Here is a 25,752-nt window from a genome sequence, read left to right on the forward strand (position 1 = left end):
GGCTCAGCGCGTGAACTTGAGCACGTTGGTGCGGGTGAGGCCCCACTCCTGGTCGAGCGTGAAGCCGACCGAGCCGAGCTGCTCGGTGACGCGCGGCCGCCAGTCCTGCTTGTCGCTCGTGATGAGCCAGACGACGTCGAGGTCGTCGGTGCGGTCGAGCACGTCGCCGAGCGGGTACTGGGTCTCCCAGAGGCCGTCGGTCTCGTAGCCGGGCGTCTCGAGCGTGAAGTCGGACATGCCTCGGAAGGCCTCGGGGTAGGTGTCCTGGATGATGCGCGACGTCGCCTTGGGGTGGCGTCGGACGGGTCCGAAGACGACCCCCTCGAGGGTGCCGGGGGCCTCGGTCGCCCGCTCGCCGGCGACGAGGTCGGCGACCTGGTCCCACGCGGACGAGTCCTTCGCCTCGGGCTGTCGCTGCTCGACGTACGTGGGCGAGGTCAGCACGACGGCGACGAGCAACACCAGCGCGATCACGCGACGCCACGGGATCGCCGCGATCGCGACGGCCATCGTCATCGCGATGGCGGGCGTGCCGAAGGTCAGGTAGCGCGGCGAGTAGAGCGGGTCGACGACGAGCGAGACGCCCACGAGGCCGACGGTCGGCACGACCATCCACGGCAGCACGACCTCGGCGAAGCCGCGGGCGGCGGGCACGAGGCGCAGCGACAGCACGACGAGGGTCGCGCCGGCGCAGACGAGCGCGAAGACCGCGAAGTTCTCGTTGCCCTGGAACCACTGCGTCACGAGCACGCCGCGGAGCGTGCTGAAGCTCGGTCGTTCGATCCAGCTGACCTGGCTGTTCTGCGAGGCGATGAACCAGGCCAGCGGCAGGCTGGCCAGGCCGGCGACCCCGGCCCCGGCGAACCAGCCGAGCAGCGCCCGGCGCGACGACCGCACGGAGGTGGCGCCCGAGGCGGGCACGACGGCGACGGCGCCCGTGCGTGCCCACTCGTCGACGGCCGCGCGCTCGGCGGCGTGGTCGCGCCGGTCGCGCAGCACGCGGACGAGCATGGTCAGGGCGTGCCCGACGACGAGCAGCGCGATGTAGAGGAAGAAGGCGCAGGCGACGACGGCGAGCACGGCGTAGCCGACCCACCAGAGCGTGATCGACCGGCGGGTGCGGGCGTGGCCGTCCTCGGCGGTGCGTCGGGCGGCCACGACGAGCACCAGCGTGAGCGCGACGGCGAAGAGCGCCGAGAGGGCGTACGAGCGGCCCTCGCCGCCCATCCAGGTCACGCGCGGCAGCAGCACGAAGAGCAGGCCCGCGACGACGGCGGTGCGCCGGTTCACGAGGATGCGGGTCAACGACACCGTCAGGCCGGCCGCGACGCCGGTGGCGAGGGCGCTCGGCACCCGCAGCGACGTGGGCGAGTACGGGAACACGTCGAACCAGACGTGCATGAACGCGTAGTAGGCGGCGTGCACGAGGTCGACGGTGTGGATCATGGCCCAGAGCTGGCCCCAGGTTCGGGTGGCCGAGACGACCGTCGCCGCCTCGTCGTACCAGACCGAGGGCACCCACAGGAAGGCGCCGGAGACCAGCGTGGCGAGCACGCCGACCAGCACCGCGTCGGTGTGGCGACGGCCCAGGAGGCGCGCGGGCGACGAGCGCGTCGGCGGCTGCTCGGGCTCCGCGTCGCGGGTTACTGTGGGCGGGGTCGTGTCGTCCGCGGCCGTTCTCCGGAGGTCTGCCATGTCGTCACTGCCCCCTCTCGTCTCGGTCGCGTCGGGCTCGCCGGGGCCGGTGGCCGGGGACGAGACCGACGAGCGCTGGTCGCGCACCGTGCGGCTGCCGGGCTTCGGCCTCGAGGCCCAGGCCCGACTGCGCGCGGCTCGCGTGCTGGTCGTCGGCGCCGGCGGTCTGGGATCTCCGGCTGTCCAATATCTCGCAGCCTCGGGTGTGGGGACGCTGGGAGTGGTCGACGACGACGTCGTCGACCGGTCGAACCTACAGCGTCAGGTGCTCTTCGGACCTGGGGACGTGGGCCTGCCGAAGGCGCGGATCGCCGCCGAGCGCGTGCGGGCGACCGCCCCCGACACGCACGTCGTCGTGCACCCCGTCCGGCTCTCGGCCGACACCGCCGCGATGCTCGACGGGTACGACGTCGTCGTCGACGGCAGCGACTCGTTCGACACCTGCTACGTCGTCGCCGACGAGGCCGCGGCCCGGGGGCTGCCCGTCGTCTGGGGCAGCGTCGCCCGGCTCGACGGCCAGGTCAGCGTCTTCTGGGACGCCGCGCCCGACGGTCGCGACGTCGACTACCGCGACCTGCACCCGTCGCCGCCGTCGGGCGGCTGGGACGAGTCCTGCGCCGACGTCGGGGTGCTCGGGCCGCTCTGCGGCACCGTCGGCGCGGTCATGGCCAGCGAGGTCGTCAAGCTCGTCACGGGCGTCGGCGAGCCGCTGCTCGGCCGGGTCGTGACGATCGACGCCGGCTCGGCCTCGTGGCGCGAGAGCCGCCTCCGACGCGCTCCGCACCGGGCCCGGGAGCGGGCGGCGGCGAACGAGGCGCGGACGGCCCGGGTCTCCGGGGAGTCGCACGGCGGACACGAGGAGGCGCGGGCCGGCTCGCCCACATCGCTCGCCGACCAGCCCCGCGGCACCCGCAGCCCCGACGTGTCCGCCGACGAGCTCGCCGAGCTGCTGGCCGCGCGGGACGCGGGCGAGGCGGCGTTCACCCTGCTCGACGTGCGCGAGCCCGACGAGCACGACTTCGCGCACCTGCCAGGCGACGTGCTCGCGGCGGGCCTCGGGGTCCGCACCCGTCAGAGGCCCGAGCTCGACCCGGAGCTCCCCGTCATCGCGTACTGCGCCCGTGGCCCGCGCGCCCGGGCGGCCGCGGAGCTGCTCGTCGCCGACGGGTTCGACGTGGCCGTGCTCGACGGGGGCATGCTCGGCTGGCAGCTGCGCGCCTCCTCGGCCGCCCGCCCCTGACGAGCGCCGAGCCGGGGTGATGCCAGTGATCTGAGAGTGATCCGCCTCACACGAGTGCCGAGGCGCGGCAGAGCGGCGCCATGATCGTGGATCTGTCTCGGACTGCGGGCTCAGCCGCCGGCGAAGGGAGGCATGACGTCGACCACGTCGCCGTCGGCCACGACCTGCTCGCGGTCGCGCGTGGTCAGCCCGTCGACGAGGAACGAGCAGCGCAGCAGCACGTCGCGCCAGTCGGCCGCCGACGTGCCCTCGAGCGGCCGCACCTCGGTGAGCAGCCGCCCGATGGTCGCGCTCTCGCCGTCCGGCACGTCGACGACCTGCTCGTCGCGGCCGACGGCGGCGCGCGCGGCGGCGAAGAACCTCAGGGTCGTGCGGGTCACGGTCAGCCTCCGATGGCGCTCATGGTGCGGACGGGCTGGACGAAGTCGTCGCGGTCGATGCCGTGCGAGGCCGGCTTCGCCCACATCGCGCCGCGCCAGAGATCGGCGAGCTCGGCGTCGCTCGCCCCGGCCCGCAGCGGGTCGCGCAGGCCGGTCTCGGCGTCGCCGAACAGGCAGCTGCGCACGCCTCCCTCGGCGGTGAGGCGGGTGCGACGGCAGTCGCCGCAGAACGGCTCGCTGACCGACGCGATGATGCCGACGGTGCCGACGAGGTGGGACTCCGCGCCGAGGCCGACCGCGTCGAACCTCTCGGCGGGCGCACCGTCGCGCGGGGCGGCATGGGGGCTCAGCACGAAGCGCTCGGTGAGTCGGCCGCGGATGTCGTCGGCCGTCACGAAGGAGGCGCGGTGCCAGGTCCGGTCCGCGTCGAGGGGCATCTGCTCGATGAAGCGCAGCTCGTGCCCCCGGTCGAGCGACCAGGCCAGCAGGTCGGCGGCCTCGTGGTCGTTGACCCCGGGCAGCAGCACCGCGTTGATCTTGATCGGGGTGAGCCCCGCGGCCGCCGCGGCGTCGACGCCGGCCAGCACCTTGTCGAGGAACGGGCGACGGGTCAGCGTCTCGAACGTCTCGGCGTGCAGCGAGTCGAGCGACACGTTGATGCGATCGAGGCCGGCGTCGGCCAGCGCTCGCGCACGCTGTGCAAGGCCGATGGCGTTGGTCGTCAGCGAGATGTCGGGTCGCGGCTCGAGGGCGGCGACGCGCCGCACGATGTCGACGAGATCGGCGCGCAGCAGCGGCTCGCCCCCGGTGAACCGCACCTGGCGGACGCCGAGGTCACGGACGCCGACGCTCACCAGCCGGACGATCTCGTCGGCGCTGAGGGCCTGGTCCTTGGGCAGCCAGGGCAGGCCGTCGGCCGGCATGCAGTAGGTGCAGCGGAGGTTGCAGCGGTCGGTGAGCGACACGCGCAGGTCGGTCGCCGTCCGGCCGAAGCGGTCGAGCAGACCGGGGGCCCTGTCCGACCCGGGGCGCCGCGGCAGGGCGGCGCTCGCGGCGGCCGTCTCGCCCGCCGCGAGACGGCGGGGGATCGTGGGCAGACCGAGCGAGACCGTCATCCCCTGAGAGTAGGCGACGTCGCCGTGCGCCGCTGCAAGCCGCTGCGCCGCGCTGTCGGTCGGCATGAACCGCGAACCGAAGCATGAACTGAGAAAGAACGCGGTTCATGGTGCGGTTCGCGGTTCATCACGGAGTCCGACCCCGGCGCTCACGCTCACGCTCACGCGATCGTGACGCGCTCCGGGTCGAGCAGCAGCCCGACCCGGTCGCCGCGCCGGAGCCGGGCGCCGTCGGCGGTCGCGAGGGGCAGCTCGGCGACGGCCGAGAGCGACCCCTGGTCGGTGACGACGGTCACGGCCAGCCGCGAGAGGCGTTGCTCGACGCTCACGACGCGCGCCGGGATCGGGACGTGCAGGGCGCCTCCTGCAGGCTCACCAGGTCCGTCGTCCCAGGCCTGGCCGGACTGCCCGGCCCGCCCGTCGGGCCCGCCCAGCCCGTCGAGCCCGCCCAGCCCGTCGAGCCCGTCGGGCCCCACCAGCGTCACCGCCTCGACCGGCACCGACACGCGCGCGGGCCCGTCCGCGAGGGGCCGCGTCGACGAGACGGCGAGCCCGCCCGGCAGCAGGGCGCGAGCTCCGTGGCCCGTCGCCGACGACTCCCTCGGCGTCCACACGGTGGCCCCGGTCAGCGAGGCCACGTAGGAGGTGTGCGGGTCGGTGAGCACCTCGGTCGGGGTCCCGCGCTGGACGACGACGCCTCCCTCGAGCACGACGACGCGGTCGGCGAGCGCGACGGCGTCCACGGGGTCGTGCGTGACGAGCAGCGTCGCGACCCGCACCTCCTGCAGCACGTCGGCGAGCGCCGTGCGCACGGCCGGGCGCTGCTCGGCGTCGAGGGCCGCGAGCGGCTCGTCGAGCAGCAGGAGGCGCGGGTCGGCCGCGAGCGCCCGCGCCACCGCCACGCGCTGCGACTGGCCGCCGGAGAGCTCCGACGGTCGACGGCCGGCGAGCGACGCGAGGCCGACCCTGCGGAGCTCGACCTGGGCCAGCTCGCGGGCCGCGCGGGCGTGGACTCCGCGGCTGCGGGGACCGAAGGCGACGTTCTCGAGGGCGGTGAGGTGCGGGAACAGGCGGTGGTCCTGGAAGACGGTGCCGACGCGGCGGTCGCGGGCGGGGACCCGGACGACCGGCCCGTCGTCCGCACCGGGCCCGTCCAGGCCGTACCCGTCCCGGACGCGCCCGTCGAGGACGTGTCCGTCGACGACCACCCGCGACCCGTCGGCGGGCAGCAGGCCCGCGAGCGCCCCGAGCGCGGACGACTTGCCCGCGCCGTTCGGGCCGAGCAGGGCGACGACCTCGCCGGGGGCCACGTCGAGGTCGAGCTCGAGCGCGAACGACCCGCGGATGACCCGCAGCCGAGCGCTCAGCCCGTCCTCGCTCACCGTGCCCCCGTCGTCAGCCACCGGTCGCGCAGCAGCAACAGGACCCCGACCCCGACCGCCAGCAGCAGCAGCGAGATCGCGACCGCGGTCTCGGGGTCGCTCTGCTGGGCCAGGTAGACGCTCGTCGGGAGGGTCTGGGTGCGTCCGGGGAACGTCCCCGCGAAGGTGATGGTCGCGCCGAACTCGCCGAGGGCCCGGGCGAAGCAGAGCACGGCTCCCGCGGTGACGCCGGGGGCGACCAGGGGCACCGTCACCCGCCGGAACGCGTACCAGCGCGACGCCCCGAGCGAGGCGGCCGCGTCGTCGAGCCCGCGGTCGACGCCGCGCAGCGCCCCCTCGACACTGAGCACGAGGAACGGCATCGCGACGAACGTCTGCGCGATCACGACGGCCGCGAGCGTGAACGGGATCGTGATGCCGAGGGCCGCGTCGAGGGGGCGGCCGAGCAAGCCGTTGCGCCCGAGCAGGTAGAGCAGCGCGATGCCGCCGACGACCGGCGGCAGCACGAGCGGCACGGTCACGACGGCCCGCAGGAGGCGCCGCCAGACCGCCGGCCACGCGTCGCTGGCCGTCAGCAGCCACGCCAACGGGACGCCCAGCAGCAGGCTGATCGCGGTCGCGAGCAGCGCGCTCGTGACCGACACCCGCAGGGCGTCGAGCACGGTCTCGCTCGCGAGCCGCTGGCCGAGGGTCGACCACGGGGCACGCACGAGCAACGCCACGGCCGGCAGCACGAGCAGCGCCAGCCCGACGAGCGCCGGCACGAGCACGGCGACGGGGAGGCGCCGGTCACGCAGCGCTCCGCCGTCACGCCGCCGGCGCGGATCACGGGGGAGGCGGCGGTCGCGTCGACCGGAACGGTCGCGCCGGTCGGGGAGCAGCTGCACGGCGACCGGGTCAGCCGACCCGGAAGCCGGCGTCGGCGAGCGCGTCCTGACCGGTCGACGACAGCACGAAGACGAGGAACGCCTCCGCGAGGTCGGGGTTCGGGGCATCGGCGAGGCGGGCGGCGAGGTACGAGGTGGTCGGGATCGACGCGTCGCCCACCGCGATCCCCTCGACCGAGTCGCCGGCCGCCTCGACGTCGGTCTCGTAGACGAGCGCCGCGTCGACCTCGCCGAGCTCGACCTTCGTGAGGGCGCTCTTCACGTCGGGCTCGAGCGTCGCCGGGGTGACGCTGACGCCCTCGGCCTCGAGCACCGTCGTGGCCAGCGCGCCGCAGGGCACCTCGACCGCGCACAGGGCGACCTTCACGTCGGGCGAGGCGAGGTCGGCCAGCGACGTCACGTCGCCGGGGTTGCCCGCCGGGACGGCGATCTCCAGGGCGTTGCGCGCGAACGTGGCGGGCTCGCCCTCGGCGAGGCCCGCGTCGGTCACGGTCTGCATGGTCGCGGCGCTGGCGCTGAAGAAGTCGTCGACCGGCGACCCGGCGACGATCTGCTGGGCGAGTGCCGAGCTGCCGCCGTAGCTGATCGTGACGGTGGTGCCGGGGTTCGCGGCCTCGAAGTCGGCGGCGAGGGCGTCGAAGGTCTCCGTCAGGGAGGCGGCGGCCAGCACCGTGATCTCGCCGGTCGGCGCGGCGGCGGGGCTCGCGACGGGGGTGCCCGAGGCGGACGGGTCGTCGGCCGCGCCCCCGGAGGAGCAGGCGCTCAGCACGAGCAGCGCGGCGGCGCCGGCGGCGAGGGCGAGGGGCACGCGGGCGAAGGGCGTCCGGGCCGAGGGGGCGCCTGCGGAGGAGGCGCGGGTGCGGCGTGCAGTCGTCATCGAGCGGTCTCGCCCTCGGTCTCGGTGGGTGCGGGCGCCGTCTCGCCCAGCCGCCCGAGCGTGACGCTCACGTTCGTCGCCTTCGCGCTCGCGACCACGGGGCTGCCGACCTCCAGCCCCAGCTCGTCGGCCGCCTCCCTGCTGATCAGCGACACGACCCGGAACGGGCCGGCCTGGACGTCGACCTGCGCCATGACCGTGTCCCGGACGATCGCCGTGACGATGCCCGTGAACCGGTTGCGCTCGCTGACGACCGCGCCCGAGGCGTCGCTCCCGGAACCGCCGCGAGGAGGCGCGGCGTGCGCCGCCTGCTCGCTCGCGACGCGGGCCAGCTCCGAGCCGACGACCGCGAGGCGTCCGCCGGGGCCCGGGACGAGCACGAGGCGCCCGGCCTCGGCCCAGCGGCGGACGGTGTCGTCCGAGACGCCGACCAGTGCGGCGGCCTCGCTGACGCGGTACAGGGTCTCTGGCATGCGCCGATCCTACCGGTTTCGTTCCGCTGCTGCGGCGTCAGTCGGAGATCACCGCCGCACGTGCGGGTCCACGGCGGACGAGTCGTCGCAGTCGACGGGCGTCGGAGACGACGACGTCCCCCAGCCGCTCGGACCAGCCCGGCCCGGCCCGCCAGAGCGACACGAGCAGGATGACGAGCACCGCCGTCGCCAGCGACGCCCGCTGCAGGGCCATGTACGGCTCGAGCTGACGCACGAGCAGGGCGAGCGGGATCGCGAGCCACTCCCACCGCCCCGTCAGCGCGACGAACGGCACGAGCAGCAGGGCGTACCAGGGGTAGCGCGGGCTGACGGCCACGAGCACGACGCCGATCATCACGAGCTGGCCGAGCCAGGGGCTGTCGACCGGGGTCTTGACCCAGACGAGGGCGGCCGTCACGGCCAGCAGCAGGGCGACGACGGGCGTCGTCCACGCGTCGGGCAGGAACGCGGACATGAAGACGAACCGGGAGCCGTCCTCGTAGCCCTCCTCCGTGAGGTACCCGGGCAGGTAGCCGAGCACCTGCCAGCCGGTCGTGGCGACGTAGGGCACGTAGAGCAGGGCGAACGTGACGATCGAGGCGACGACGACCTTCGCCGGCTGACGGCGCAGCAGGGCAGGAGCGGCGATCGCCGGGATGAGCTTGGTCGCGACGGCGGCGCCGAGAGCGATGCCGCCCCGCCAGCGCCGGCCGGTCGCGACGAGCAGCGTGGCCGCGACGACGAGCACGGCCCCCAGCAGGTCGACGTGCGAGTTGGTGATCCCCTCGCCGACGACGAGCGGGCACCAGCCCCAGAGAGCCGCCCAGCGCGGGTCGAGGCCGCGGCGGCGGAGGGTGACGACGAGCGCGACGGTCGTGCCGAGCACGAGCAGCGCGCCGGTGAGCTGGAGCGGGAAGAAACCGACCTCGGGGCCCACGAGGGCCCGCACGCCCGCGAAGTACAGCTCGGCCGCGGGCGGGTAGATCGTCGGGACCTCCGGCCGGTTGATCGCCGTGCAGACGACGTCGCCCGTCTCGGTGTCGTAGGCGCGGTGGATCTGCCGGTCGGGCTGGCTGCACCGCTCGCCGATCGTGCCGTCGTCCCGGGTGAAGGGCGCCGACTCCGGGAAGATCCAGTCGGGGCGCAGGTCGCGCAGCTCACCCGAGTCGGGGGTGTGCGCGTACGGCGAGACGCCGTTCACCTGGACGATGCCGTCCCAGGCGTAGCGGGCCGGGTCGGTGCTCGTGTTCGGGTCGCCGACGAGGGCCGCGCCGCCGACGAGGGCCGTGCCCGCGAGCACGAGCGCCGTGACCGCCCGCGCGGGCACCCGGCGCAGCAGCAGGAGGGCCACGACGAAGAACGCCCAGCACACCGCGGTCCACACCACGTAGGAGGCGCGGAGCTCCTCCCGCAGGAATCCCAGCTCGAGAACGCCCCACGCCACGGACGCCGCCAATCCGGTGACGGCGACGGCCGCGAATAGAGTACGCACCTGTCCAGTCTGGTCGACACCGGCCTGGGAGTCCGCGACCACGCACGGCCGAGCCGAGATGAACCCCATGAGACGCCTGCTCCTCACCCTCCGCACCGCGGCGTCGTCGCCGGTGCGGAACGCGCGCTCGGCGACCGTGCTCGGGCGGCTGCTGGCCGTCGCGTTCCTGGTCTGCCTGCTGACCGGCCTCTACAGCCACTTCCTGCAGGAGCCCGCATCGTGGATGCGGTTCCCCACCTCGCCCGTCTGGCTCTACCAGGTGACGCAGGGCATCCACATCACGGCCGGCATCGCGTCGATCCCGCTGCTGCTCGGCAAGCTGCACGCCGTGTTCCCGCAGCTGTTCCAGCACCCTCCGGTGCGGCACCCGGTGCAGGTGCTCGAGCGCGCCTCCATCGCCCTGTTCATCTCGACGTCGGTGCTGCAGCTCGTCACGGGCCTGCTCAACACGTACCAGTGGTACCCGTGGCCGTTCCCGTTCAAGCAGGTGCACTTCGCCCTGTCGTTCGTGATCATCGGCTCGCTCGCCGTCCACATCGCCGTGAAGCTCCCGCTGATCACGCGCTACTGGCGGGCCCGCGACAGCTACGACGCCGACGGCCGGTTCGTCGAGCCGTCCGGCGAGCTCGACCCCGCGCGGGCCGAGCACGAGGCCGTGCGCGAGCTCGCGCGGATGCGCCGCGACGACGCTCCGGCCTCGGCCCGGCAGCCCGCGGCGGCCGATCCCGCAGCCGCGCAGCCCCGCGGGCTGGTCGGCCGCGTGACGCGCTGGATCGACGACGCCCGCGAGCCCGAGCGCGACCCCGCCCGCAGCCGCGTGTCGCGCCGAGGCTTCTTCGGCGCGGTCGGTGCCTCGACCGTCGGCGTCGTCGCGCTCACCGCCGGCCAGTCCTTCACGCCGCTCGAGCCGCTGAACGCCTTCGGTCCCCGGCAGCGCGGCATCGGGCCGAACGACCTGCCGGTGAACCGGACCGCCTCGGCCGCCAAGGTGCTCGAGACCGCGATGGACCCCGACTGGACCCTCACGATCGCCCACGGCGAGCGGACGATGGCCTTCACGGCCGCGGACCTGGAGGCGATGGCCCAGGGCGACGAGCGCCTCCCGATCTCGTGCGTCGAGGGCTGGAGCCAGACCGCACAGTGGCGCGGCCCGCGCCTCGTCGAGCTGATGGCGCTCGTCGGAGCGCCGGCCGATCGGTCGCTGCGCGTCACGAGCCTCGAGGAGAAGGGCGGCTACCGCGTCATGCTCATGGGCCCCGAGTACGCGAACGACCCCACCACGCTCGTCGCCCTCGAGGTGAACGGCGGCCGCCTCGACATCGAGCACGGCTACCCCGCCCGGATGATCGCCCCCGGGCGTCCGGGAGTCCTGCAGACCAAGTGGCTCAGCCTGATCGAGGTGATCTGATGACGCGCTCGTCGGCCGTCCCCGCCGTTCCCTCATCATCCGCCTCCGGCTCCTCCGGCTCCTCCGGCTCCTCGGGGCGCGGGGTGCGCGTCGCCCGGGCCGTGCTGGTCGTCGTCGGCATCGCCCTGATCGGCCTCGGCGGCTGGGTGCTCACCGAGACCGTGTCGCCCACCCGCTACGGCGGGCTGCTCGTCTGGCTGATCGGCGCCGTGATCGCCCACGACGCGATCATCGCGCCGGTCGTCGCCGGGATCGCCCTGCTCGTCGGGCGGACGGGGCGGCGCATCAGCCCGGCGGTGCTCGCGATCGTGCAGGTCGGGATCGTCCTCGGGGTCGTGCTGACGCTGGTCGTCGTGCCCGAGATCATCGCGAAGGCGCGGGGGCCGAAGAACGACACCGTGCTGCCGTTCGACTACGGTGCGCGGCTGGGCGTGGCGTGGCTGGTCGTCGTCGTGCTCACGGCGCTCGCCGTGGTCGCGTGGACCGTGCTGGCCCGCCGCCGCGAGGCGCGCCGCCGCGAGGCGCGCCGCGCGGCCTGACGCGCGCGTCCTGGTGCGCCTGAGCCGTCTCGGTCTCGATCCCGGCTGAGGCGACGCCGAAGCGACGAACCGACGCCGGGTTCCGCGTCGGTTCGTCGCTCCCGGGTCGGTTCCCGGCCTAGGAGGCGCGGACGAGCCGGCAGAACGTGCGGCGGCCCACCGACCAGGTCTGCGACACGCGCAGGCCCGCGGCGGCGGCGTGCCGGCCGAGTGCCTCGCGGCCCACCTCGGCCCACGGGAACGTGGCGCTCGCGCGGCCTTGCTCGTCGACGACCTGGGCGTCGTAGGCGACGTCGGCCGCCGGGTCGGCCGCGGTCTCGACGACCACGGACCCCGTGGGGGCGACCACGGAGGAGGCGCGAGCCACCAGGGCGGTCGGGTCGCCGCCGATCCCGATGTTGCCGTCGAGCAGCAGGGCGACGTCCCACGTCCCCTCGCCCGGCAGCGCGTCGAAGACCGAGCCCGCCACGACCGGGAGGCCGGCGTCGACGGCCATGGCGACGGCGGTGACGGAGACGTCGACGCCGAGGGCGCCGAGCCCGCGGTCGACGGCGGCGCGCACCATCCGGGCGGGGCCGCAGCCGATGTCGAGCACGGAGGAGGCGTCGAGGATGGTGCTGAGGTCGGCGACGTCCGCGCCGCGGCTCCAGCGGGCGACGTCGAACGCGTCGAGGTCGAGGGCGTCGGCGTCGGCCGGTGCGTCGAGGGCGACGGCAGCCGAGCGCGAGCCCTGGCGGGCGGTGCCCGGCGAGCGGACGAGCTGGAGCCGCCCCTCGCGGCGCAGGGCGCGGGCGTACGGCTCCGCGCCTCCGGAGCCGAAGGTGGGCTGGGGGTCGGCGGTCATGGTCACGAGAGGGTCTCCTCGGGGGTGGGCCGGGAGGCGTCGGGACCGCCTGCGGTGATGGGGTCGAGTCGGCGCAGGGCCTGCGCGAAGAGGGTGTCGGGGCCGGCGGCGGCGGCGAGCCGCGCGTCGTCGATCGTGTCGACGTCGACGAGCTCGGGCAGGGTGCGGACGCGGAGCCCGGCCTCGGCGAGGCGGCGCAGCTGGTGGGCTCCGGTGTCGTCCTGCGACATCGGGACGCCGCGGAGCAGGTCGCCGGTGGGCCGCTCGAGGCCGAGCGCCCAGAAGCCGCCGTCGTTCGCCGGGCCGAACCAGGCGTCGACGTCGTCGGCCGGGTCGTCGAAGGCAGGGGCGAGGTCCGCCGTCGTGAGCTGCGGGGTGTCCATGCCGACGAGCACGGTGCGGCCGTCGACCTCGTCGAAGAGGGCTCCGAGCCGTGCGTCGAGGCCGCCGCCGATCTGGTGGATCACATCGAAGTCTTCGGAGCCGGGGGGAGTTCGGTTGCCGTCGAAGAGCAGGACGCGTCGGCTCGCGGGCAGCTGGCGCACCACGGCGAGGGTGTCCTGGATCGCGGCGGCCGCCACCTCGGCGGCCTGCTCGAGGGTCAGGGGAGGGTGCAGGCGCGTCTTGACCTTGCCCGGCAGGGTCTCCTTGCAGATCACCACGACGGTCGTCATCGGCCTGCCTCCCTCAGCAGCCGCGACATGTCCTCGACGGCCCGCGCGGTGCCGCGGATCGTGCCGGTCACCTTGCTGCGGCCGACGCGCGGCGAGTACGGCACGTCGAGCTCGTGGATGCGCCAGCCCGCCTCGGAGGCGCGCAGCACCATCTCGAGGGGGTAGCCGCTCCGGCGGTCGAGGAGGCCGAGGCCGAGCAGTCCCTCGCGGCTGGCGACGCGCATCGGGCCGAGGTCGTGCAGGGCGACGCCGGAGGCGCGGCGCATCAGGTGCGCGAGCACGCGGTTCGCGACACGGGCGTGGAACGGCCAGGCGCCGCGCGCCGTGGGGCGTCGCCGCCCGAGCACGAGCTCTGCCTCGCCTGCCAGCACAGGGGCGGCGAGCGTCGGCAGGTCGGCGGGGTCCATCGACGCGTCGGCGTCGCAGAAGGCCACGTAGGGGGCGGTGGCGGCCTCGAGACCGGCATGGGCGGCTGCGCCGAAGCCGCGACGCGCCTCCTCGACGACCAGGGCGCCGTGCTCGCGGGCGACGTCGGCCGAGCCGTCCGTCGAGCCGTTGTCGACGACGATCGCGCGCCAGCCCTCGGGCAGGCGCCCGAGCACCCAGGGCAGCGCCCCTGCCTCGTCGAGACAGGGGAGCACGACGTCGACCTGGGGACTGCTCATCCTGTCGACGATACGGACACCGCCTTGGGAGGGGCCGAGCCTGCCCCGGACGGGGGGTGGTATCTGCTGCTGCGCGGCCAGCCGCCGTGCTTCCACGGTCGAGTTGCCCCTTCGCGGGCTCCAGGAGCACGTCCACACCCCTTGAAGCGGCAAGTCGCCGGCCGGCGTGCGGGCACAGCGCTAGCGTCGTCGATCAGGAGGTGGCACGGATGGTGACCATCACGACCCCAGAGCCCGACCGGCCGGGCGTCAGTTCGACGGCTGCCCGGCCCCCTGGCGAGACCTGGGTCGACCGAGTGAGAACGCACCTCGCTGCCCTCGACGGGCTGGCGGGCGACGACGAATTCGCTGCTCACCTCGAACGGCTACGACAGGAGGGCGTCGACGGCTCGCACCGCATCACGGACCTCGGGGCCGGATCCCGACCTTCCTCGACGTGACGGTCCTCGCTCACCCTCACCGGAAGTGACCTCGTCGACCCCTGGACCGCCTGAGCCGGTCCGGGGCCGGCTCAGGCTCGGCAGCGCCGGGTCCGCGACCGCGCGACCTCGTGTCAGCTGCCGACGGCGGCGCGCAACGGGGCCGTCGCGAACTCGCGCATGCCCTGCTCGAACGACACGGCTGGGCTCCAGCCGAGCTCGTCCCGGAGGCGGGCCGACGACGCGGTGACGTGGCGCACGTCGCCCGCGCGGTACTGGCCGGTGACCACGGGAGCAGGCCCGCCGGCCTCGCGGGCCAGCGCCTCCGCCATCTCGCCGATCGTGTGCACGGTGCCGCTGCCGACGTTGAACGCCCGGAACGAGTCGGGCTGCTGCGTGGCCGTCCAGTCGAGGGCCGTGAGGTTGGCCGAGGCGATGTCGCGCACGTGCACGAAGTCGCGCCGCTGGGCGCCGTCCTCGTAGACGCGGGGCGCCTCGCCGCGCTCGAGCGCGGAGCGGAACAGCGACGCCACCCCGGCGTAGGGGGTGTTCTGCGGCATGCCCGGCCCGTAGACGTTGTGGTAGCGCAGGGCGGCGGCGCGGCCGCCGGTGCTGCGGGCCCACGAGGTCGACAGGTGCTCCTGCGTGAGCTTCGTGATCGCGTAGACGTTGCGCGGGTCGAGCGGGGCGTCCTCCGTGATCAGCTGCGGCTCGAGCAGCTCGCCGTCGGCGTCGCGCGGGTCGAAGACGCCGGCGTCGAGGTCGGCGACGCGACGGGGGGCCGGTCGCTCGGTCTCGCCCGCGCTCGTGCGGTAGCTGCCCTCGCCGTAGACGACCATCGACGAGGCGACGACGAGCCGGTCGACGCCCGCCCGGTCCATCGCGGCGAGCAGCACGGCCGTGCCGTGCTCGTTGCTGTCGACGTAGTCCGGAGCGTCCTGGAAGTCGACGCCGAGGCCGACCTTGGCCGCCTGGTGGCAGACCGCGTCGACGCCCGCGAGCGCCGCGTCGACGACCGCCGCGTCGCGCACGTCGCCGTGGACGAAGTCGACCCGCGGGTCGAGCGTCGGGGGACCACCGTGCACGTCGGGCCGCAGCGAGTCGAGCACGCGCACGGACCAGCCGCGGCCCAGCGCCTGCTCGACGACGGCCGAGCCGATGAAGCCGGCGCCGCCCGTCACGAGCAGCAGCCCGGGCGACGAGGAGGCGCTGGTCGGGTCGGCGGGAGCCGTCGCCCCGGAGGCGCCCGTCGCGTCGCTCACGACGTCGCCGACCGCACGGGGCGCGCGAGCACCGCCGCGGTCGCGGTCGCAGGCACGAGCTCGCGCGGCGCGTAGTCGGCCGGCAGCCCGGCGACGATCGCCTCGATGGCAGCGACGATGCGCGGCTGGGCCGCGGCGAGGCGCTCCATCACGAGCTGGTGGCTGACCGCGTCGTCGTCGGTGCCCTCCTGGCCCTCCTCGGGCGCGAGGCCGGCATCGCTGTCGGTGACGAACGAGATGTTGACGGCGCCCATGCCGAGCTCGAGGGTGAGGGGCACCTCCGGGTACATCGTCATGTTGATCGTGTGCGCCCCGGCGGCGCGGAACCAGAGCGACTCGGCCCGGGTCGAGAAGCGCGGGCCCTGGATGACGACGCAGGTGCCGGTCGGGGCGAACGGCTCGCCCTGGGCCTCGAGGGCCGTGACGGCGGCGGCCCGCAGCACCGGGTCGAACGGGTCGGCGGCGACGAGGTGCTGCACCCCGCCCTCGACGTCGAAGAAGGTGTCGGGACGGCCCCACGTGCGGTCGATGAACTGGTCGGTGACGACCATGGTGCCCGGCGGGTACTCGGGGCTGACCCCGCCCACGGCGGACGACGACACGACCGCCTTCGCGCCGAGCGAGGCGAGGGCCCAGACGTTCGCGCGGAAGTCGATGCGGTGCGGCGGCACGGAGTGGCCCTTGCCGTGCCGGGTGAGGAACGCGACGGTCTTGCCGCCCATCTCGCCGATCGTCACCTCGCTCGACGTCGGCCCGTAGGGCGTCTCGACGACGTGGCTCGTCGCCGTGCCGGGCGCGAAGAGCGAGTACAGGCCGGAGCCGCCGATGACGGCGACGTCGACGCGGGGGAGGCCGGGGGACGAGGAGGAGGAGGTGTCGGTCACGCTCGCTACGCTATCGACGACCGCCGTGAGAGGAACCCGTGCGCACAGTCGAGCAGCACCAGATCGCCGTCCGGGCGCTGGTGGAGGGGGCGTTGGCGCGGCGTCCTGGGGAGGCCCTCCTCGTCGACCCGGTCCGCATCGCGGCCGAGCCCGACCGGCACCGCCGTCGGGTGCTCGCGGCCGACGTCGTCGCCCCGCTCGACCTGCCCCCCTTCGCCAACTCGCAGATGGACGGCTACGCCCTCGCCGCCCCCGACGCCGCCCGCTCCGGCGACCTCGACCTGGTGGTCGTCGACCCGATCCCGGCCGGCCGCACCGGTCCGGCCCTCCGCCCCGGCACCGCCGCGCCGATCATGACCGGCGCCGCCGTCCCCGAGGGCGCCGTCGCGGTCGTCCCGATCGAGCGGGCCGACCCGCCCGCGTTCCCCGCCGCCGGGAGCACCGCCCGCGTCGGCCTCCGGGGCCCCGTGGCCGAGGGGACCTTCGTCCGCGCCGCCGGCAGCGACGTCTCCGCCGGCAGCGTCCTGCTGCGCGCCGGCACGGTGCTGACCCCGGCGCGCTGGGGGGTGCTGGCCGCCTCCGGGCTGGTGACCGTCGAGGTCGTCCGCCGCCCGCGCCTCCTGCTGGTCTCGACCGGCGAAGAACTGAGCGCGCCCGGTGCCGAGCTCGCCCCCGGCACGATCCACGACGCCAACGGCGCAGGACTCGCCGCGGCCCTCGTCGACGTCGGCGCCGACGTCGTCGTCGAGCGCGTCTCCGACGACGCGGACGCCCTGCTCGCCGTGGTGGCCCGGCACGCCGCGTCCGTCGACCTCGTGCTCACGACCGGGGGCGTCAGCGCCGGCGCCTACGAGGTCGTCCGCGACGCCTTCGAGCCGGCCGGCGTCGTCTTCGGGCACGTGGCGATGCAGCCCGGCGGCCCGCAGGGCTGGGGCACGCTCGCCCTCCGCGACCACGACCTGCCCGTCGTCTGCTTCCCGGGGAACCCGGTCAGCGCGCTCGTCTCGTTCGAGGCGTTCCTCCGGCCGGTGCTGCGCGACGCGACCGGCGTCGGCCCGGCACGTCTGTACCGCAGGGTGCCGATGGGGGAGGCCGCCGACTCGCCCGTCGGCAAGCACCAGCTGAGGCGCGGACGACTCGACGTCGACGGCAGGGTCGTGCTCGTCGGCGGGCCGAGCTCGCACCTCCTCGCCGCACACGCCGAGGCGACCGTGCTCGTGCACGTCCCGGTCGGCGTCGACCGGCTCGACGAGGGCGACGAGGTCGTAGTCTGGACGCTCGATGAGTGACGACGCGCATGGCGACCCGCCCGCGTCGACCGGGCAGCAGCCGGTCGGCGACCTGACCCACGTCCGGCCCGACGGATCGGCCCACATGGTCGACGTCACGGGCAAGGCCGAGACCAGCCGCGAGGCCGCCGCGCAGGCCGTGCTGACGACCCGGCCCGACGTCGTCGCCCGCTTGGTCGACGGCACGCTGCCCAAGGGCGAGGCACTCGGCACCGCGCGCATCGCCGGCATCATGGCGGCGAAGCAGACCCCGGCCCTCATCCCGCTCTGCCACCCCCTGCCGCTCGGTGCGATCACGGTCGACTTCGAGACCGACGGGGCCGACACCGGGGCCGACACCGGGGCCGAGGAGGCGACCGTCACCGTCGTCGCCCGTGTCCGGACCCGAGGCGTCACGGGCGTCGAGATGGAGGCGCTGACCGCGGCGACCGTCGCGGCCCTCACCCTCTTCGACATGATCAAGGCCGTCGACCACCTCGCCGTCATCGGCGACGTCAAGGTGCTCGAGAAGTCGGGCGGCAAGAGCGGGGCCTGGGCGCGATGACGTCGTCGCCCGCCGCCGAGCCGTCCACCGCCGACGCGCCCGCCGACGCGCCCGCCGACGCGCCCGCCGACGTCCCGCGTCGCGCCGTCGTGGTCGTCGCCTCCACCCGAGCCGCCGCCGGGACGTCGCCCGACCTCACCGGCCCGGTGATCCGCGACTGGTTCGCCGCACGCGGCTGGCTCGCCGGCGAGCCGGTGGTCGTCGCCGACGGCGCCCCCGTGGGCGAGGCGCTCGCCGCGGTCCTGGCGCAGGGCGTCGACGTCGTGCTCACCACCGGCGGCACCGGCCTCACGCCCACCGACCGCACCCCCGAGCAGACCGCTCCGCTGCTCGACCGCGAGATCCCCGGCATCGCCGAGGAGATGAGGAGGCGCGGCACGGCCGCCACCCCCACGGCCCTGCTCTCGAGGGGGCTGGCCGGCGTCGCCGGCCGCACGGTCGTCGTCAACCTGCCCGGCTCCCGCGGGGGAGTGCGCGACGGGCTCGCCGTCCTCGACCCCCTGATCGATCACCTGCTCGACCAGCTCTCCGGAGGCGCTCATGACTGACTCCCTCGACAACGCACGACCCGTCGAGGGCCCTGCCCTCAGCGCCGCGGGAGAAGAAGCGGCCGCCGACGCCGTCCTCGAGGCCGAGGGGGGCGACCCCGACGCGGTGGCGACCCCGACCGGCCCCAGCGGGCGCGTGCTGCTCGCCGAGGTGGTCGAGACGGTGCTCTCGGCGGCCGAGTGCTCCGTGATCGTCGAGAGCCGCGCCTCCGGGGCGATCGTGACGTTCGAGGGCGTCGTGCGCGACCACGACGGCGGCCGCGACGTGGCCGCGCTGCACTACGAGCAGCACCCGTCGGCGGGTGAGGTCATGGGCTCCGTCGCCGAGCAGATCGCGGCGGCGCATCCCGAGGTCACGATCGCGGTGCAGCACCGCGTCGGAGACCTCGAGATCGGCGACGTCGCGCTCGCCTGCGCCGTCGCCTCGCCCCACCGCGCCGAGGCCTTCGCCGCCTGCTCGGCGCTCGTCGACCTCGTCAAGGAGCGCCTGCCCATCTGGAAGCGCCAGGCGTTCACGGACGGCCCCGACGAGTGGACGGCGTCGCTGGGCTGAGTGCGGCCGGGCGGTGCCGCGGACGCGGTCCAGCCGGTCAGCCGTCGTCGCCTACGCTCGTCGGGTGGCACACCTACTAGGCGCAGAGAACCTCAAGCTCGAATTCCCGACCAAGGTCGTCCTCGACGGGGTGACGCTCGGCATCGACGAGGGCTCCCGCATCGGCGTCGTCGGCCGCAACGGCGACGGCAAGTCGACCCTGATGTCCGTGCTCGCCGGCCGCCTCGAGCCCGACGACGGCCGGGTCACGACCCGCCGCGGCCTCACGATCGGCATGCTCGACCAGCGCGACGTGCTGCCCGACGACGACACGGTCGGCCGCATGATCGTCGGCGACCGCGACGAGCACGAGTGGGCGGGCGACGCCCGCATCCGCGACGTCATCTCGGGCCTCGCGACCGACATCCCGTGGGAGGCGCGGCTCGGCGACCTCTCGGGCGGCCAGCGTCGTCGGGTGGCCCTCGCGCGCCTCCTCGTCGGCGACTGGGACGTGCTGTTCCTCGACGAGCCCACCAACCACCTCGACGTCGAGGGCGTGGCCTGGCTGGCCGAGCACCTCCGTCGCCGGTGGTCGCCGTCGTCGGGCGCGCTCGTCGTCGTGACGCACGACCGGTGGTTCCTCGACGAGGTCTCGACCGACACGTGGGAGGTGCACGACGGCATCGTCGAGCCCTTCGAGGGCGGCTACGCCGCGTACGTGCTGCAGCGCGTCGAGCGCGACCGCTCGGCCGCGGCGTCCGAGTCGAAGCGCCAGAACCTGATGCGGAAAGAGCTGGCGTGGCTCCGTCGTGGTGCGCCCGCCCGCTCGACCAAGCCCAAGTTCCGCATCGACGCGGCGAACGAGCTGATCGCCGACGAGCCGCCCGCCCGCAACGCCGTCGAGCTGTCGCAGATGGCGACGGCCCGGCTGGGCAAGGACGTGGTCGACCTCGTCGAGGTCGGCGTCTCGTTCGGCGACAAGCGGGTGCTGCACGGCGTCGAGTGGCGCATCGCCCCCGGCGAGCGCACCGGCGTGCTGGGCGTCAACGGGGCCGGCAAGTCGACGCTGCTCAAGGTCGTCACGGGCGAGGTGCAGCCGACGGAGGGGCGGGTCAAGCAGGGCAAGACGGTCAAGTTCGCGATCCTGGACCAGCAGCTCGCCGACCTGCACGAGGTCGCGAACGAGAAGGTGAACGACCTCATCGGCCGGCAGCGCACCTCCTACGTCACGGCCGGCAAGGAGATGACGCCCGGGCAGCTGCTGGAGCGCCTGGGCTTCACCAGCGCGCAGCTGCAGACGCCGATCAAGGACCTGTCGGGCGGGCAGAAGCGCCGCCTGCAGTTCCTGCTGATCCTGCTCAACGAGCCCAACGTGCTCATCCTCGACGAGCCCACGAACGACCTCGACACCGACATGCTCGCCGCGATGGAGGACCTGCTCGACGGCTGGCCCGGCACCCTGCTCGTCGTCTCGCACGACCGGTACCTGCTCGAGCGCGTCACCGACCAGCAGTACGCGGTGCTCGACGGGCAGTTCCGCCACCTGCCCGGCGGCGTCGACCAGTACCTCGCCCTGCGCAAGCAGGCCACGGACACCCAGGGCGGCGCCACCGACCGCCCGACCGCGGTGCAGGGCGCCCAGTCGTCGGTCGCCGCCGCGGCGGCCGCGTCGGGCCTCTCGGGCGCCGAGAAGCGCAACGCCGAGAAGGAGCTGGGGTCGATCGACCGCAAGCTCGCGAAGTCGGCGACCGAGCGCAGCGGCCTGCTCGAGCAGTTCGCGGGCTTCGACCAGTCCGACTTCGACGGCCTCGCGGCGCTGCAGGCGAAGCTCACCGCGCTCGACCACAAGACGGCCGAGCTCGAGGTGCGCTGGCTCGAGCTCAGCGAGCTGCTCGCGTAGCGCGCCGCTGGCGCGGCGGGCTCGCCGAGTGGTCGGTCCCGGTCTCTCGCGAGGCGCGGAACGACAGGAACCGACCACTCGCTGACCCTGCTCGACTCAGATGGGCAGGGTCACCCGGACCGATGGGGTCAGGCGGGTCACTCGGGTCAGTCGCCGAGGGTGAGGCTCAGCCGCCGCAGGAGGTCGCCGAGCCGCTGCTCGTCGACCGGGCCGAGGTCGGCGAGGAGGCGGCGCTCGGCAGCGAGGAGGCGCTCGATCGCCGCGTCGACCGCATCGCCCCCTTCCGGGGTCAGCCGTGCCCGGACGCCACGGCCGTCGTTCGGGTCGGTGCGCCGTTCGACGAGGCCGCGCGCGACGAGCCGGTCGATCCGGTTCGTCATGGCGCCGCTCGAGACGAGCGTCTGCTGCAACAGGGCCTTCGGGCTCAGCTCGTAGGGCCCGCCAGCGCGGCGGAGCGCGGAGAGGACGTCGAACTCCCACTGCTCGAGGTCGCTGGCGACGAAGGCGTCGCGTCGGGCGCGGTCGAGGTGCTTCGCGAGGCGGCCGACGCGCGAGAGCACGTGCAGCGGGGCGAAGTCGAGGTCGGGCCGTTCGTGCGACCAGGCCGCGACGATCCGGTCGACCTCGTCGTGCGGCGCGCGCTCGTCGTGCAGGTCGGCCTCGGTCATCTTCACATCATGGCAGCGTGCCGGTCCCAAGCCCGTCGACGGCGGGTCTTCCGGGTCGAGGGCGGGTCGGCGCCGACCCGCCCTCGACCCGGAACACCCGACCCGCCCTCGACCCGGAACACCCGCCCTCGGCCCCGGACAGGGTCTGACAGAATCGACCTGCGCGGCGAGCGCGGTCCGCCATGGTGTAACGGCAGCACGACAGCCTTTGGAGCTGTTAGGTCCAGGTTCGAATCCTGGTGGCGGAGCCTACGAGCTGAGAGCCGACGCAGGCGTCCGTCCAGGGCCCGATCCGGACCGGCGGCCTCGGCTCTCGATAGCCTGCGGCCATGTCGACCACCACGCTCTCCCCGCTCGCCCGTGCCGCCCTGCTCGGCGTCCTCACCGGCTCCCGCTCCGCGACGCCGCTCGCGGCGCTCGCCCTCAGCCGCGACAGCCGCACCCTCACCGGCAGCTGGCAGGAGTGGGCGGTGTTCCGCTCGTCGATCGGCCGTGCCGTGTTCGTCGCCGCCGGGGTGGGCGAGCTCGTCGGCGACAAGCTGCCCTCGACGCCCAGCCGCATCTCGGGCGGCGCGATCTTCGGACGCGTCGCCGCCGGTGCCGTCGTCGGCTTCGCGATGGGCACCACCGACCTCCGCGCCGACCGCGGCGTGCAGGGCGCGCTGATCGGCGCCGCGGGGGCCGTCGTCGGCAGCTTCGCGGGCTACCTCGGCCGCAAGGCCCTCGTCGAGAAGACCGGGCTGCCCGACCTCGTCGTCGCCCTGCTCGAGGACGCCGTCGCGGTCGGCGGCACCGCCGCCGTCGTGCGCGTCGCCAGGAGCTGACGTCCGCCCTCCACAAGGCCCGGCCGACCCGCCCGCCGCACCGGACACGCGTCGCCGACCCGCGCCTCCTGCGACGCCCGTGGGAGGATCGCCGATGATCGCCGCACGCCCCCACCACTAGGAGCACCATGCCCGAACGCAGCCTCGCCGTCGTCGTCCTCGCCGCAGGACAGGGCACGCGCATGAAGTCCTCGACGCCGAAGGTGCTGCACCGGCTGGCCGGCCTGCCGCTGATCCAGCACGTGCTCGAGACCGCCGGGGCGCTGCAGCCCGAGCACCTCGTGGCCGTCGTGCGGCACGAGCGCGACCTGGTGGTGACGAGCATCGTCGAGACGACGCCCGGCGCCGTCATCGTCGACCAGGACGACGTGCCCGGCACCGGCCGGGCCGTCGAGCAGGCCGTCGAGGCGCTGCCCGCCGACTTCGAGGGCGACGTCGTCGTCGTCAGCGCCGACGTGCCCTTCCTCGACCACGCCACCTTGGGCGCGCTCCTCGAGCAGCACCGCGCGGAGGCGGCGGCCGCGACGCTGCTGTCGGCGGTCCTCCCCGACGCCCACGGCTACGGCCGCGTCGTGCGGCGCTCGACGGGCGACGTCGACCGCATCGTCGAGCACAAGGACGCCAGCGAGGAGGAGCGGCAGCTGCGCGAGATCAACTCCGGCACCTACGCCTTCACCGTGGCGGCCCTGCGCACGCACCTGCCGCGCGTCGGCTCGGCCAACGCGCAGAACGAGAAGTACGTGACCGACGTGGTCGGCCTGCTGACCGCTGCAGGCGAGCGCGTCTCCGCCCGTGCGGTCGACGAGACCTGGCGCCTCGAGGGCATCAACGACCGGGTACAGCTCGCCGCGGCGGCCCGCCGCCTCAACGACCGCATCGTCGAGCACTGGCAGCGCGAGGGCGTCAGCATCGTCGACCCGCAGACCACCTGGATCGACCGCGACGTCTCCCTCAGCCCCGACGTCGAGCTGCTGCCCGGCACGCAGCTCAAGGGCGCCACCTACGTCGCTGCGGGTGCCGTGGTCGGTCCCGACACGACGCTCGTCGACACCGAGGTCGGCGAAGGGGCGGTCGTGAAGCGCACCGACGCGACCCTCGCCGTGATCGGGGCCCGCGCCTCCGTGGGACCCTTCTCGTACCTGCGTCCCGGAACCGTGCTCGGCGAGGGCGGCAAGATCGGCACCTTCGTCGAGACCAAGAACGCCGAGATCGGCGCGGGCTCGAAGGTGCCGCACCTCAGCTACATCGGCGACACCGAGGTCGGCACCGACAGCAACATCGGCGCCGGCACCATCACGGCCAACTACGACGGCGTGCACAAGCACCGCACCGAGGTCGGGTCGAACGTGCGCACCGGGTCGCACAACGTGTTCGTCGCCCCCGTTAGGATTGGCGACGGAGCGTACTCAGGCGCAGGGACGGTCGTCCGCAAGGACGTGCCGGCCGGCGCGCTGGCGTTGAGCATCGCCCCACAGCGCAATGCGAGCGGATGGGTCGAGGCGAACCGCCCCGGCTCCGCGGCGGCCGAGGCTGCCGCCCGCGCCGAACGAACGACCGACTGACCCCTGTCGGGTTGGCCCCCCGGGGCCGGAGAGCGAGTGACGTGTCCGGAATCAAGATCACCGGCGAGAACCGACTCGTTCTGGTCTCGGGGCGTGCGCACCCCGAGCTGGCGAACCAGATCGCGTCGGAGCTCGGCTCCGAGCTGATCCCGACCGACGCCCGCACCTTCGCCAACGGCGAGCTCTACGCGCGCTACGACGAGAGCGTCCGCGGCGCCGACGCGTTCGTCATCCAGTCGCACTCGGCCCCGATCAACGAGTGGCTCATGGAGCAGCTCATCATGGTCGACGCCCTCAAGCGCGCGTCGGCGAAGCGCATCACGGTCGTCGCGCCGTTCTACCCGTACGCCCGTCAGGACAAGAAGGGGCGCGGTCGCGAGCCGATCTCGGCCCGTCTCGTCGCCGACCTGTTCAAGGCCGCGGGCGCCCACCGCATCATGAGCGTCGACCTGCACGCCCCGCAGATCCAGGGCTTCTTCGACGGCCCGGTCGACCACCTCTTCGCCATGCCGGTGCTGCTCGAGCACTTCCGCACCAAGCTCGACAACAGCACCCTGACCGTGGTCTCGCCCGACATGGGCCGCGTCCGCGTCGCCGACATCTGGAGCGAGAAGCTCGACGCCCCCCTCGCCATCATCCACAAGCGCCGCGACCCGCTGGTGCCGAACCAGGTCACCGTGCACGAGATCGTCGGCGAGGTCGAGGGCCGCGTCTGCCTGCTGGTCGACGACCTGATCGACACGGGCCGCACCATCGTCAAGGCCGCCGAGGCGCTCAAGGCGGCAGGGGCCATCGGCGTCGTCGTCGCGGCCACCCACGCGGTCTTCAGCGACCCGGCGCCCGAGATCCTCAGCAGCGACTTCATCGACTCGGTCGTCGTCACCGACACCCTGCCGCTGACCGACCACCAGAAGTTCGACAAGCTCGAGATCCTGCCGATCGCCCCGCTGATCGCCCGCGCGATCCACGAGGTCTTCGACAACGGCTCGGTCACGTCGATGTTCGATGGCGCGGCGTAGCGGAGTCGGCGAACCCGTCGGCGCTGCCGACGGCGCGGCGTAGGCAGCACCCCGTGCCCGTCGTCGAGTCCCGCTGCGTCGTCCCCGTCGCCGCCGAGCTCGCCTTCGCCGTGTCGCAGACGACGGGGGAGGCGCGGCTCCGATGGGACCCGTTCATCCGGCACCAGCACTTCCTCGGCGGCGCCACGCGGCCGGCCAAGGGAGTCCGCACGCTGACGGTGCAGCGCTTCGGCTTTCGGATGGAGAGCGAGTACGTCTCGTTCGCCCCGCCCACCAACGTCGGCTTCGCGATGACGACGGGCCCGTGGTTCTTCGCCCGCATGGGCGGCGGGTGGCGCTTCAAGCCGGTCGAGGGCGACCCCGGCAGCACCGCCGCCACCTGGCGCTACAACTTCACCTGCCGCCCGTCGTGGCTGGCACCGATCGCCGAGCGCATCGGCGCCGTCGTCCTCCAGCGCGACATCGACCGGCGCATCCAGGGGTACGCCCGCGGCTGCGAGGACCCGTTCGTGCTGGCCGCCGCCACGGCGACCCTGCCCGGCGCGACGCCCGCCGACTGACCGCCCGGTCCGCGCGCGGTCGCACGGCCGCGCCGACAGCGCCAGCAGCGCCGACGGCGAGAAGGGACGA

General features: G+C 74.4%; 26 protein-coding genes and 1 tRNA gene. 13 read left to right on the top strand and 14 right to left on the bottom strand.

The genetic code is table 11. The annotated features are described in order from the left end of the window. Positions 1-3: 3 nt before the first annotated feature. The gene (locus tag IFT77_RS08310; protein WP_192169713.1) at positions 4-1,695 is read right to left on the bottom strand and encodes a glycosyltransferase family 39 protein; all 1,692 of its coding nucleotides are present in this window, start codon (positions 1,693-1,695) and stop codon (positions 4-6) included. Between IFT77_RS08310 and IFT77_RS08315 the strand changes: the two genes are divergently transcribed. After that, positions 1,694-2,935, top strand: coding sequence for a ThiF family adenylyltransferase (locus IFT77_RS08315; RefSeq protein ID WP_192169714.1), 1,242 nt, complete (start codon positions 1,694-1,696; stop codon positions 2,933-2,935). The two genes, IFT77_RS08310 and IFT77_RS08315, sit on opposite strands and share 2 nt — an antisense overlap. 110 nt (positions 2,936-3,045) lie before the next feature. Here IFT77_RS08315 and IFT77_RS08320 read toward each other — a convergent pair whose 3' ends face one another. From IFT77_RS08320 to IFT77_RS08350, 7 genes are all read right to left on the bottom strand, one after another. Beyond that, positions 3,046-3,315, bottom strand: coding sequence for a MoaD/ThiS family protein (locus tag IFT77_RS08320; RefSeq protein WP_371740989.1), 270 nt, complete (start codon positions 3,313-3,315; stop codon positions 3,046-3,048). A gap of 2 nt (positions 3,316-3,317) precedes the next feature. Next, positions 3,318-4,430, bottom strand: coding sequence for a GTP 3',8-cyclase MoaA (moaA, locus tag IFT77_RS08325; RefSeq protein WP_192169715.1), 1,113 nt, complete (start codon positions 4,428-4,430; stop codon positions 3,318-3,320). Between the two features lie 161 nt (positions 4,431-4,591). Then, positions 4,592-5,833: an ATP-binding cassette domain-containing protein gene (locus IFT77_RS08330; protein ID WP_192169716.1), complete on the bottom strand. Its 1,242-nt coding sequence runs from the start codon at positions 5,831-5,833 to the stop codon at positions 4,592-4,594. After that, a complete protein-coding gene (locus IFT77_RS08335) occupies positions 5,809-6,609 on the bottom strand; it encodes an ABC transporter permease (protein ID WP_244638681.1) in 801 nt (266 codons plus the stop codon). Before IFT77_RS08335 ends, IFT77_RS08330 begins: the two co-directional genes overlap by 25 nt. A gap of 100 nt (positions 6,610-6,709) precedes the next feature. Continuing rightward, positions 6,710-7,576: a molybdate ABC transporter substrate-binding protein gene (gene modA / locus IFT77_RS08340; RefSeq protein WP_192169718.1), complete on the bottom strand. Its 867-nt coding sequence runs from the start codon at positions 7,574-7,576 to the stop codon at positions 6,710-6,712. Further along, entirely contained in the window at positions 7,573-8,049 is a 477-nt protein-coding gene (locus tag IFT77_RS08345) for a molybdopterin-binding protein (RefSeq protein WP_192169719.1), read from the bottom strand. The genes modA and IFT77_RS08345 overlap by 4 nt, the downstream gene beginning before the upstream one ends. Positions 8,050-8,086: 37 nt before the next feature. Further along, complete coding sequence (locus IFT77_RS08350; protein WP_192169720.1) at positions 8,087-9,541, bottom strand: glycosyltransferase 87 family protein; 1,455 nt, start codon at positions 9,539-9,541, stop codon at positions 8,087-8,089. 67 nt (positions 9,542-9,608) lie between these two features. Between IFT77_RS08350 and IFT77_RS08355 the strand changes: the two genes are divergently transcribed. Together IFT77_RS08355 and IFT77_RS08360 are read left to right on the top strand one after the other, a co-directional pair. Further along, the gene (locus tag IFT77_RS08355; protein WP_192169721.1) at positions 9,609-10,949 is read left to right on the top strand and encodes a molybdopterin-dependent oxidoreductase; all 1,341 of its coding nucleotides are present in this window, start codon (positions 9,609-9,611) and stop codon (positions 10,947-10,949) included. Then, positions 10,949-11,488 (top strand): hypothetical protein, encoded by a 540-nt coding sequence (locus IFT77_RS08360; RefSeq protein WP_192169722.1) that lies wholly within the window; start codon positions 10,949-10,951, stop codon positions 11,486-11,488. Before IFT77_RS08355 ends, IFT77_RS08360 begins: the two co-directional genes overlap by 1 nt. 118 nt (positions 11,489-11,606) lie before the next feature. Here the strand turns inward: IFT77_RS08360 and IFT77_RS08365 are convergent, their stop codons facing one another. From IFT77_RS08365 to IFT77_RS08385, 5 genes are all read right to left on the bottom strand, one after another. Next, positions 11,607-12,332 carry a bifunctional 2-polyprenyl-6-hydroxyphenol methylase/3-demethylubiquinol 3-O-methyltransferase UbiG gene (locus IFT77_RS08365; RefSeq protein ID WP_192169929.1) on the bottom strand — a complete coding sequence of 242 codons (726 nt, stop codon included), beginning with the start codon at positions 12,330-12,332 and terminating at the stop codon, positions 11,607-11,609. A gap of 2 nt (positions 12,333-12,334) precedes the next feature. Next, positions 12,335-13,006 carry a DUF2064 domain-containing protein gene (locus IFT77_RS08370; protein ID WP_192041061.1) on the bottom strand — a complete coding sequence of 224 codons (672 nt, stop codon included), beginning with the start codon at positions 13,004-13,006 and terminating at the stop codon, positions 12,335-12,337. Continuing rightward, positions 13,003-13,671 (bottom strand): glycosyltransferase family 2 protein, encoded by a 669-nt coding sequence (locus IFT77_RS08375; protein ID WP_192041062.1) that lies wholly within the window; start codon positions 13,669-13,671, stop codon positions 13,003-13,005. The genes IFT77_RS08370 and IFT77_RS08375 overlap by 4 nt, the downstream gene beginning before the upstream one ends. Before the next feature lie 553 nt (positions 13,672-14,224). Then, complete coding sequence (locus tag IFT77_RS08380) at positions 14,225-15,280, bottom strand: NAD(P)-dependent oxidoreductase (protein WP_192169930.1); 1,056 nt, start codon at positions 15,278-15,280, stop codon at positions 14,225-14,227. A gap of 68 nt (positions 15,281-15,348) precedes the next feature. Further along, positions 15,349-16,236 (bottom strand): MTAP family purine nucleoside phosphorylase, encoded by an 888-nt coding sequence (locus IFT77_RS08385; protein ID WP_192169723.1) that lies wholly within the window; start codon positions 16,234-16,236, stop codon positions 15,349-15,351. Between the two features lie 38 nt (positions 16,237-16,274). Here IFT77_RS08385 and glp point away from each other — a divergent pair, with 38 nt between their 5' ends. From glp to IFT77_RS08410, 5 genes are all read left to right on the top strand, one after another. Further along, complete coding sequence (glp, locus tag IFT77_RS08390) at positions 16,275-17,525, top strand: gephyrin-like molybdotransferase Glp (protein ID WP_192169724.1); 1,251 nt, start codon at positions 16,275-16,277, stop codon at positions 17,523-17,525. Continuing rightward, a complete protein-coding gene (moaC, locus tag IFT77_RS08395) occupies positions 17,518-18,069 on the top strand; it encodes a cyclic pyranopterin monophosphate synthase MoaC (RefSeq protein ID WP_192169725.1) in 552 nt (183 codons plus the stop codon). The genes glp and moaC overlap by 8 nt, the downstream gene beginning before the upstream one ends. Then, on the top strand, positions 18,066-18,617 hold the full coding sequence (locus IFT77_RS08400) for a molybdenum cofactor biosynthesis protein B (protein ID WP_192169726.1): 552 nt from the start codon (positions 18,066-18,068) through the stop codon (positions 18,615-18,617). The genes moaC and IFT77_RS08400 overlap by 4 nt, the downstream gene beginning before the upstream one ends. After that, positions 18,610-19,170: a molybdenum cofactor biosynthesis protein MoaE gene (locus IFT77_RS08405; protein ID WP_192169727.1), complete on the top strand. Its 561-nt coding sequence runs from the start codon at positions 18,610-18,612 to the stop codon at positions 19,168-19,170. The genes IFT77_RS08400 and IFT77_RS08405 overlap by 8 nt, the downstream gene beginning before the upstream one ends. Before the next feature lie 64 nt (positions 19,171-19,234). Next, positions 19,235-21,049 carry an ABC-F family ATP-binding cassette domain-containing protein gene (locus IFT77_RS08410; protein WP_123548043.1) on the top strand — a complete coding sequence of 605 codons (1,815 nt, stop codon included), beginning with the start codon at positions 19,235-19,237 and terminating at the stop codon, positions 21,047-21,049. Positions 21,050-21,195: 146 nt separating this feature from the next. Here IFT77_RS08410 and IFT77_RS08415 read toward each other — a convergent pair whose 3' ends face one another. After that, positions 21,196-21,717 carry a MarR family winged helix-turn-helix transcriptional regulator gene (locus IFT77_RS08415; RefSeq protein WP_192041068.1) on the bottom strand — a complete coding sequence of 174 codons (522 nt, stop codon included), beginning with the start codon at positions 21,715-21,717 and terminating at the stop codon, positions 21,196-21,198. Between the two features lie 176 nt (positions 21,718-21,893). On the opposite strand from IFT77_RS08415, the gene IFT77_RS08420 reads away from it, so the two are divergent. The 5 genes from IFT77_RS08420 to IFT77_RS08440 all read left to right on the top strand — a co-directional run bounded on the left by IFT77_RS08420 (position 21,894) and on the right by IFT77_RS08440 (position 25,682). Then, positions 21,894-21,965: transfer RNA gene (locus tag IFT77_RS08420), tRNA-Gln, on the top strand. An 81-nt stretch (positions 21,966-22,046) separates the two neighbouring features. Beyond that, positions 22,047-22,541 (top strand): DUF4126 family protein, encoded by a 495-nt coding sequence (locus IFT77_RS08425; RefSeq protein WP_192169728.1) that lies wholly within the window; start codon positions 22,047-22,049, stop codon positions 22,539-22,541. A 128-nt stretch (positions 22,542-22,669) separates the two neighbouring features. After that, the gene (gene glmU / locus IFT77_RS08430) at positions 22,670-24,103 is read left to right on the top strand and encodes a bifunctional UDP-N-acetylglucosamine diphosphorylase/glucosamine-1-phosphate N-acetyltransferase GlmU (protein WP_192169729.1); all 1,434 of its coding nucleotides are present in this window, start codon (positions 22,670-22,672) and stop codon (positions 24,101-24,103) included. Between the two features lie 41 nt (positions 24,104-24,144). After that, positions 24,145-25,122, top strand: coding sequence for a ribose-phosphate diphosphokinase (locus IFT77_RS08435; protein WP_146903966.1), 978 nt, complete (start codon positions 24,145-24,147; stop codon positions 25,120-25,122). 53 nt (positions 25,123-25,175) lie between these two features. Continuing rightward, complete coding sequence (locus IFT77_RS08440; protein ID WP_192169730.1) at positions 25,176-25,682, top strand: SRPBCC family protein; 507 nt, start codon at positions 25,176-25,178, stop codon at positions 25,680-25,682. Positions 25,683-25,752 lie beyond the last annotated feature (70 nt).

Origin of the sequence: Frigoribacterium sp. CFBP 13729 (genome assembly GCF_014841875.1) — a bacterium.
In the GTDB taxonomy this organism is placed as follows: domain Bacteria; phylum Actinomycetota; class Actinomycetes; order Actinomycetales; family Microbacteriaceae; genus Frigoribacterium.

Coding starts and splice junctions, on each gene's coding strand:
- IFT77_RS08315 (WP_192169714.1), top strand. CDS start 1,694: ATGTCGTCACTGCCCCCTCTCGTCTCGGTCGCGTCGGGCTCGCCGGGG.
- IFT77_RS08310 (WP_192169713.1), bottom strand. CDS start 1,695: ATGGCAGACCTCCGGAGAACGGCCGCGGACGACACGACCCCGCCCACA.
- moaA (WP_192169715.1), bottom strand. CDS start 4,430: ATGACGGTCTCGCTCGGTCTGCCCACGATCCCCCGCCGTCTCGCGGCG.
- modA (WP_192169718.1), bottom strand. CDS start 7,576: ATGACGACTGCACGCCGCACCCGCGCCTCCTCCGCAGGCGCCCCCTCG.
- IFT77_RS08345 (WP_192169719.1), bottom strand. CDS start 8,049: ATGCCAGAGACCCTGTACCGCGTCAGCGAGGCCGCCGCACTGGTCGGC.
- IFT77_RS08355 (WP_192169721.1), top strand. CDS start 9,609: ATGAGACGCCTGCTCCTCACCCTCCGCACCGCGGCGTCGTCGCCGGTG.
- IFT77_RS08360 (WP_192169722.1), top strand. CDS start 10,949: ATGACGCGCTCGTCGGCCGTCCCCGCCGTTCCCTCATCATCCGCCTCC.
- IFT77_RS08365 (WP_192169929.1), bottom strand. CDS start 12,332: ATGACCGCCGACCCCCAGCCCACCTTCGGCTCCGGAGGCGCGGAGCCG.
- IFT77_RS08370 (WP_192041061.1), bottom strand. CDS start 13,006: ATGACGACCGTCGTGGTGATCTGCAAGGAGACCCTGCCGGGCAAGGTC.
- IFT77_RS08375 (WP_192041062.1), bottom strand. CDS start 13,671: ATGAGCAGTCCCCAGGTCGACGTCGTGCTCCCCTGTCTCGACGAGGCA.
- moaC (WP_192169725.1), top strand. CDS start 17,518: ATGAGTGACGACGCGCATGGCGACCCGCCCGCGTCGACCGGGCAGCAG.
- IFT77_RS08400 (WP_192169726.1), top strand. CDS start 18,066: ATGACGTCGTCGCCCGCCGCCGAGCCGTCCACCGCCGACGCGCCCGCC.
- IFT77_RS08405 (WP_192169727.1), top strand. CDS start 18,610: ATGACTGACTCCCTCGACAACGCACGACCCGTCGAGGGCCCTGCCCTC.
- IFT77_RS08415 (WP_192041068.1), bottom strand. CDS start 21,717: ATGACCGAGGCCGACCTGCACGACGAGCGCGCGCCGCACGACGAGGTC.
- IFT77_RS08425 (WP_192169728.1), top strand. CDS start 22,047: ATGTCGACCACCACGCTCTCCCCGCTCGCCCGTGCCGCCCTGCTCGGC.
- glmU (WP_192169729.1), top strand. CDS start 22,670: ATGCCCGAACGCAGCCTCGCCGTCGTCGTCCTCGCCGCAGGACAGGGC.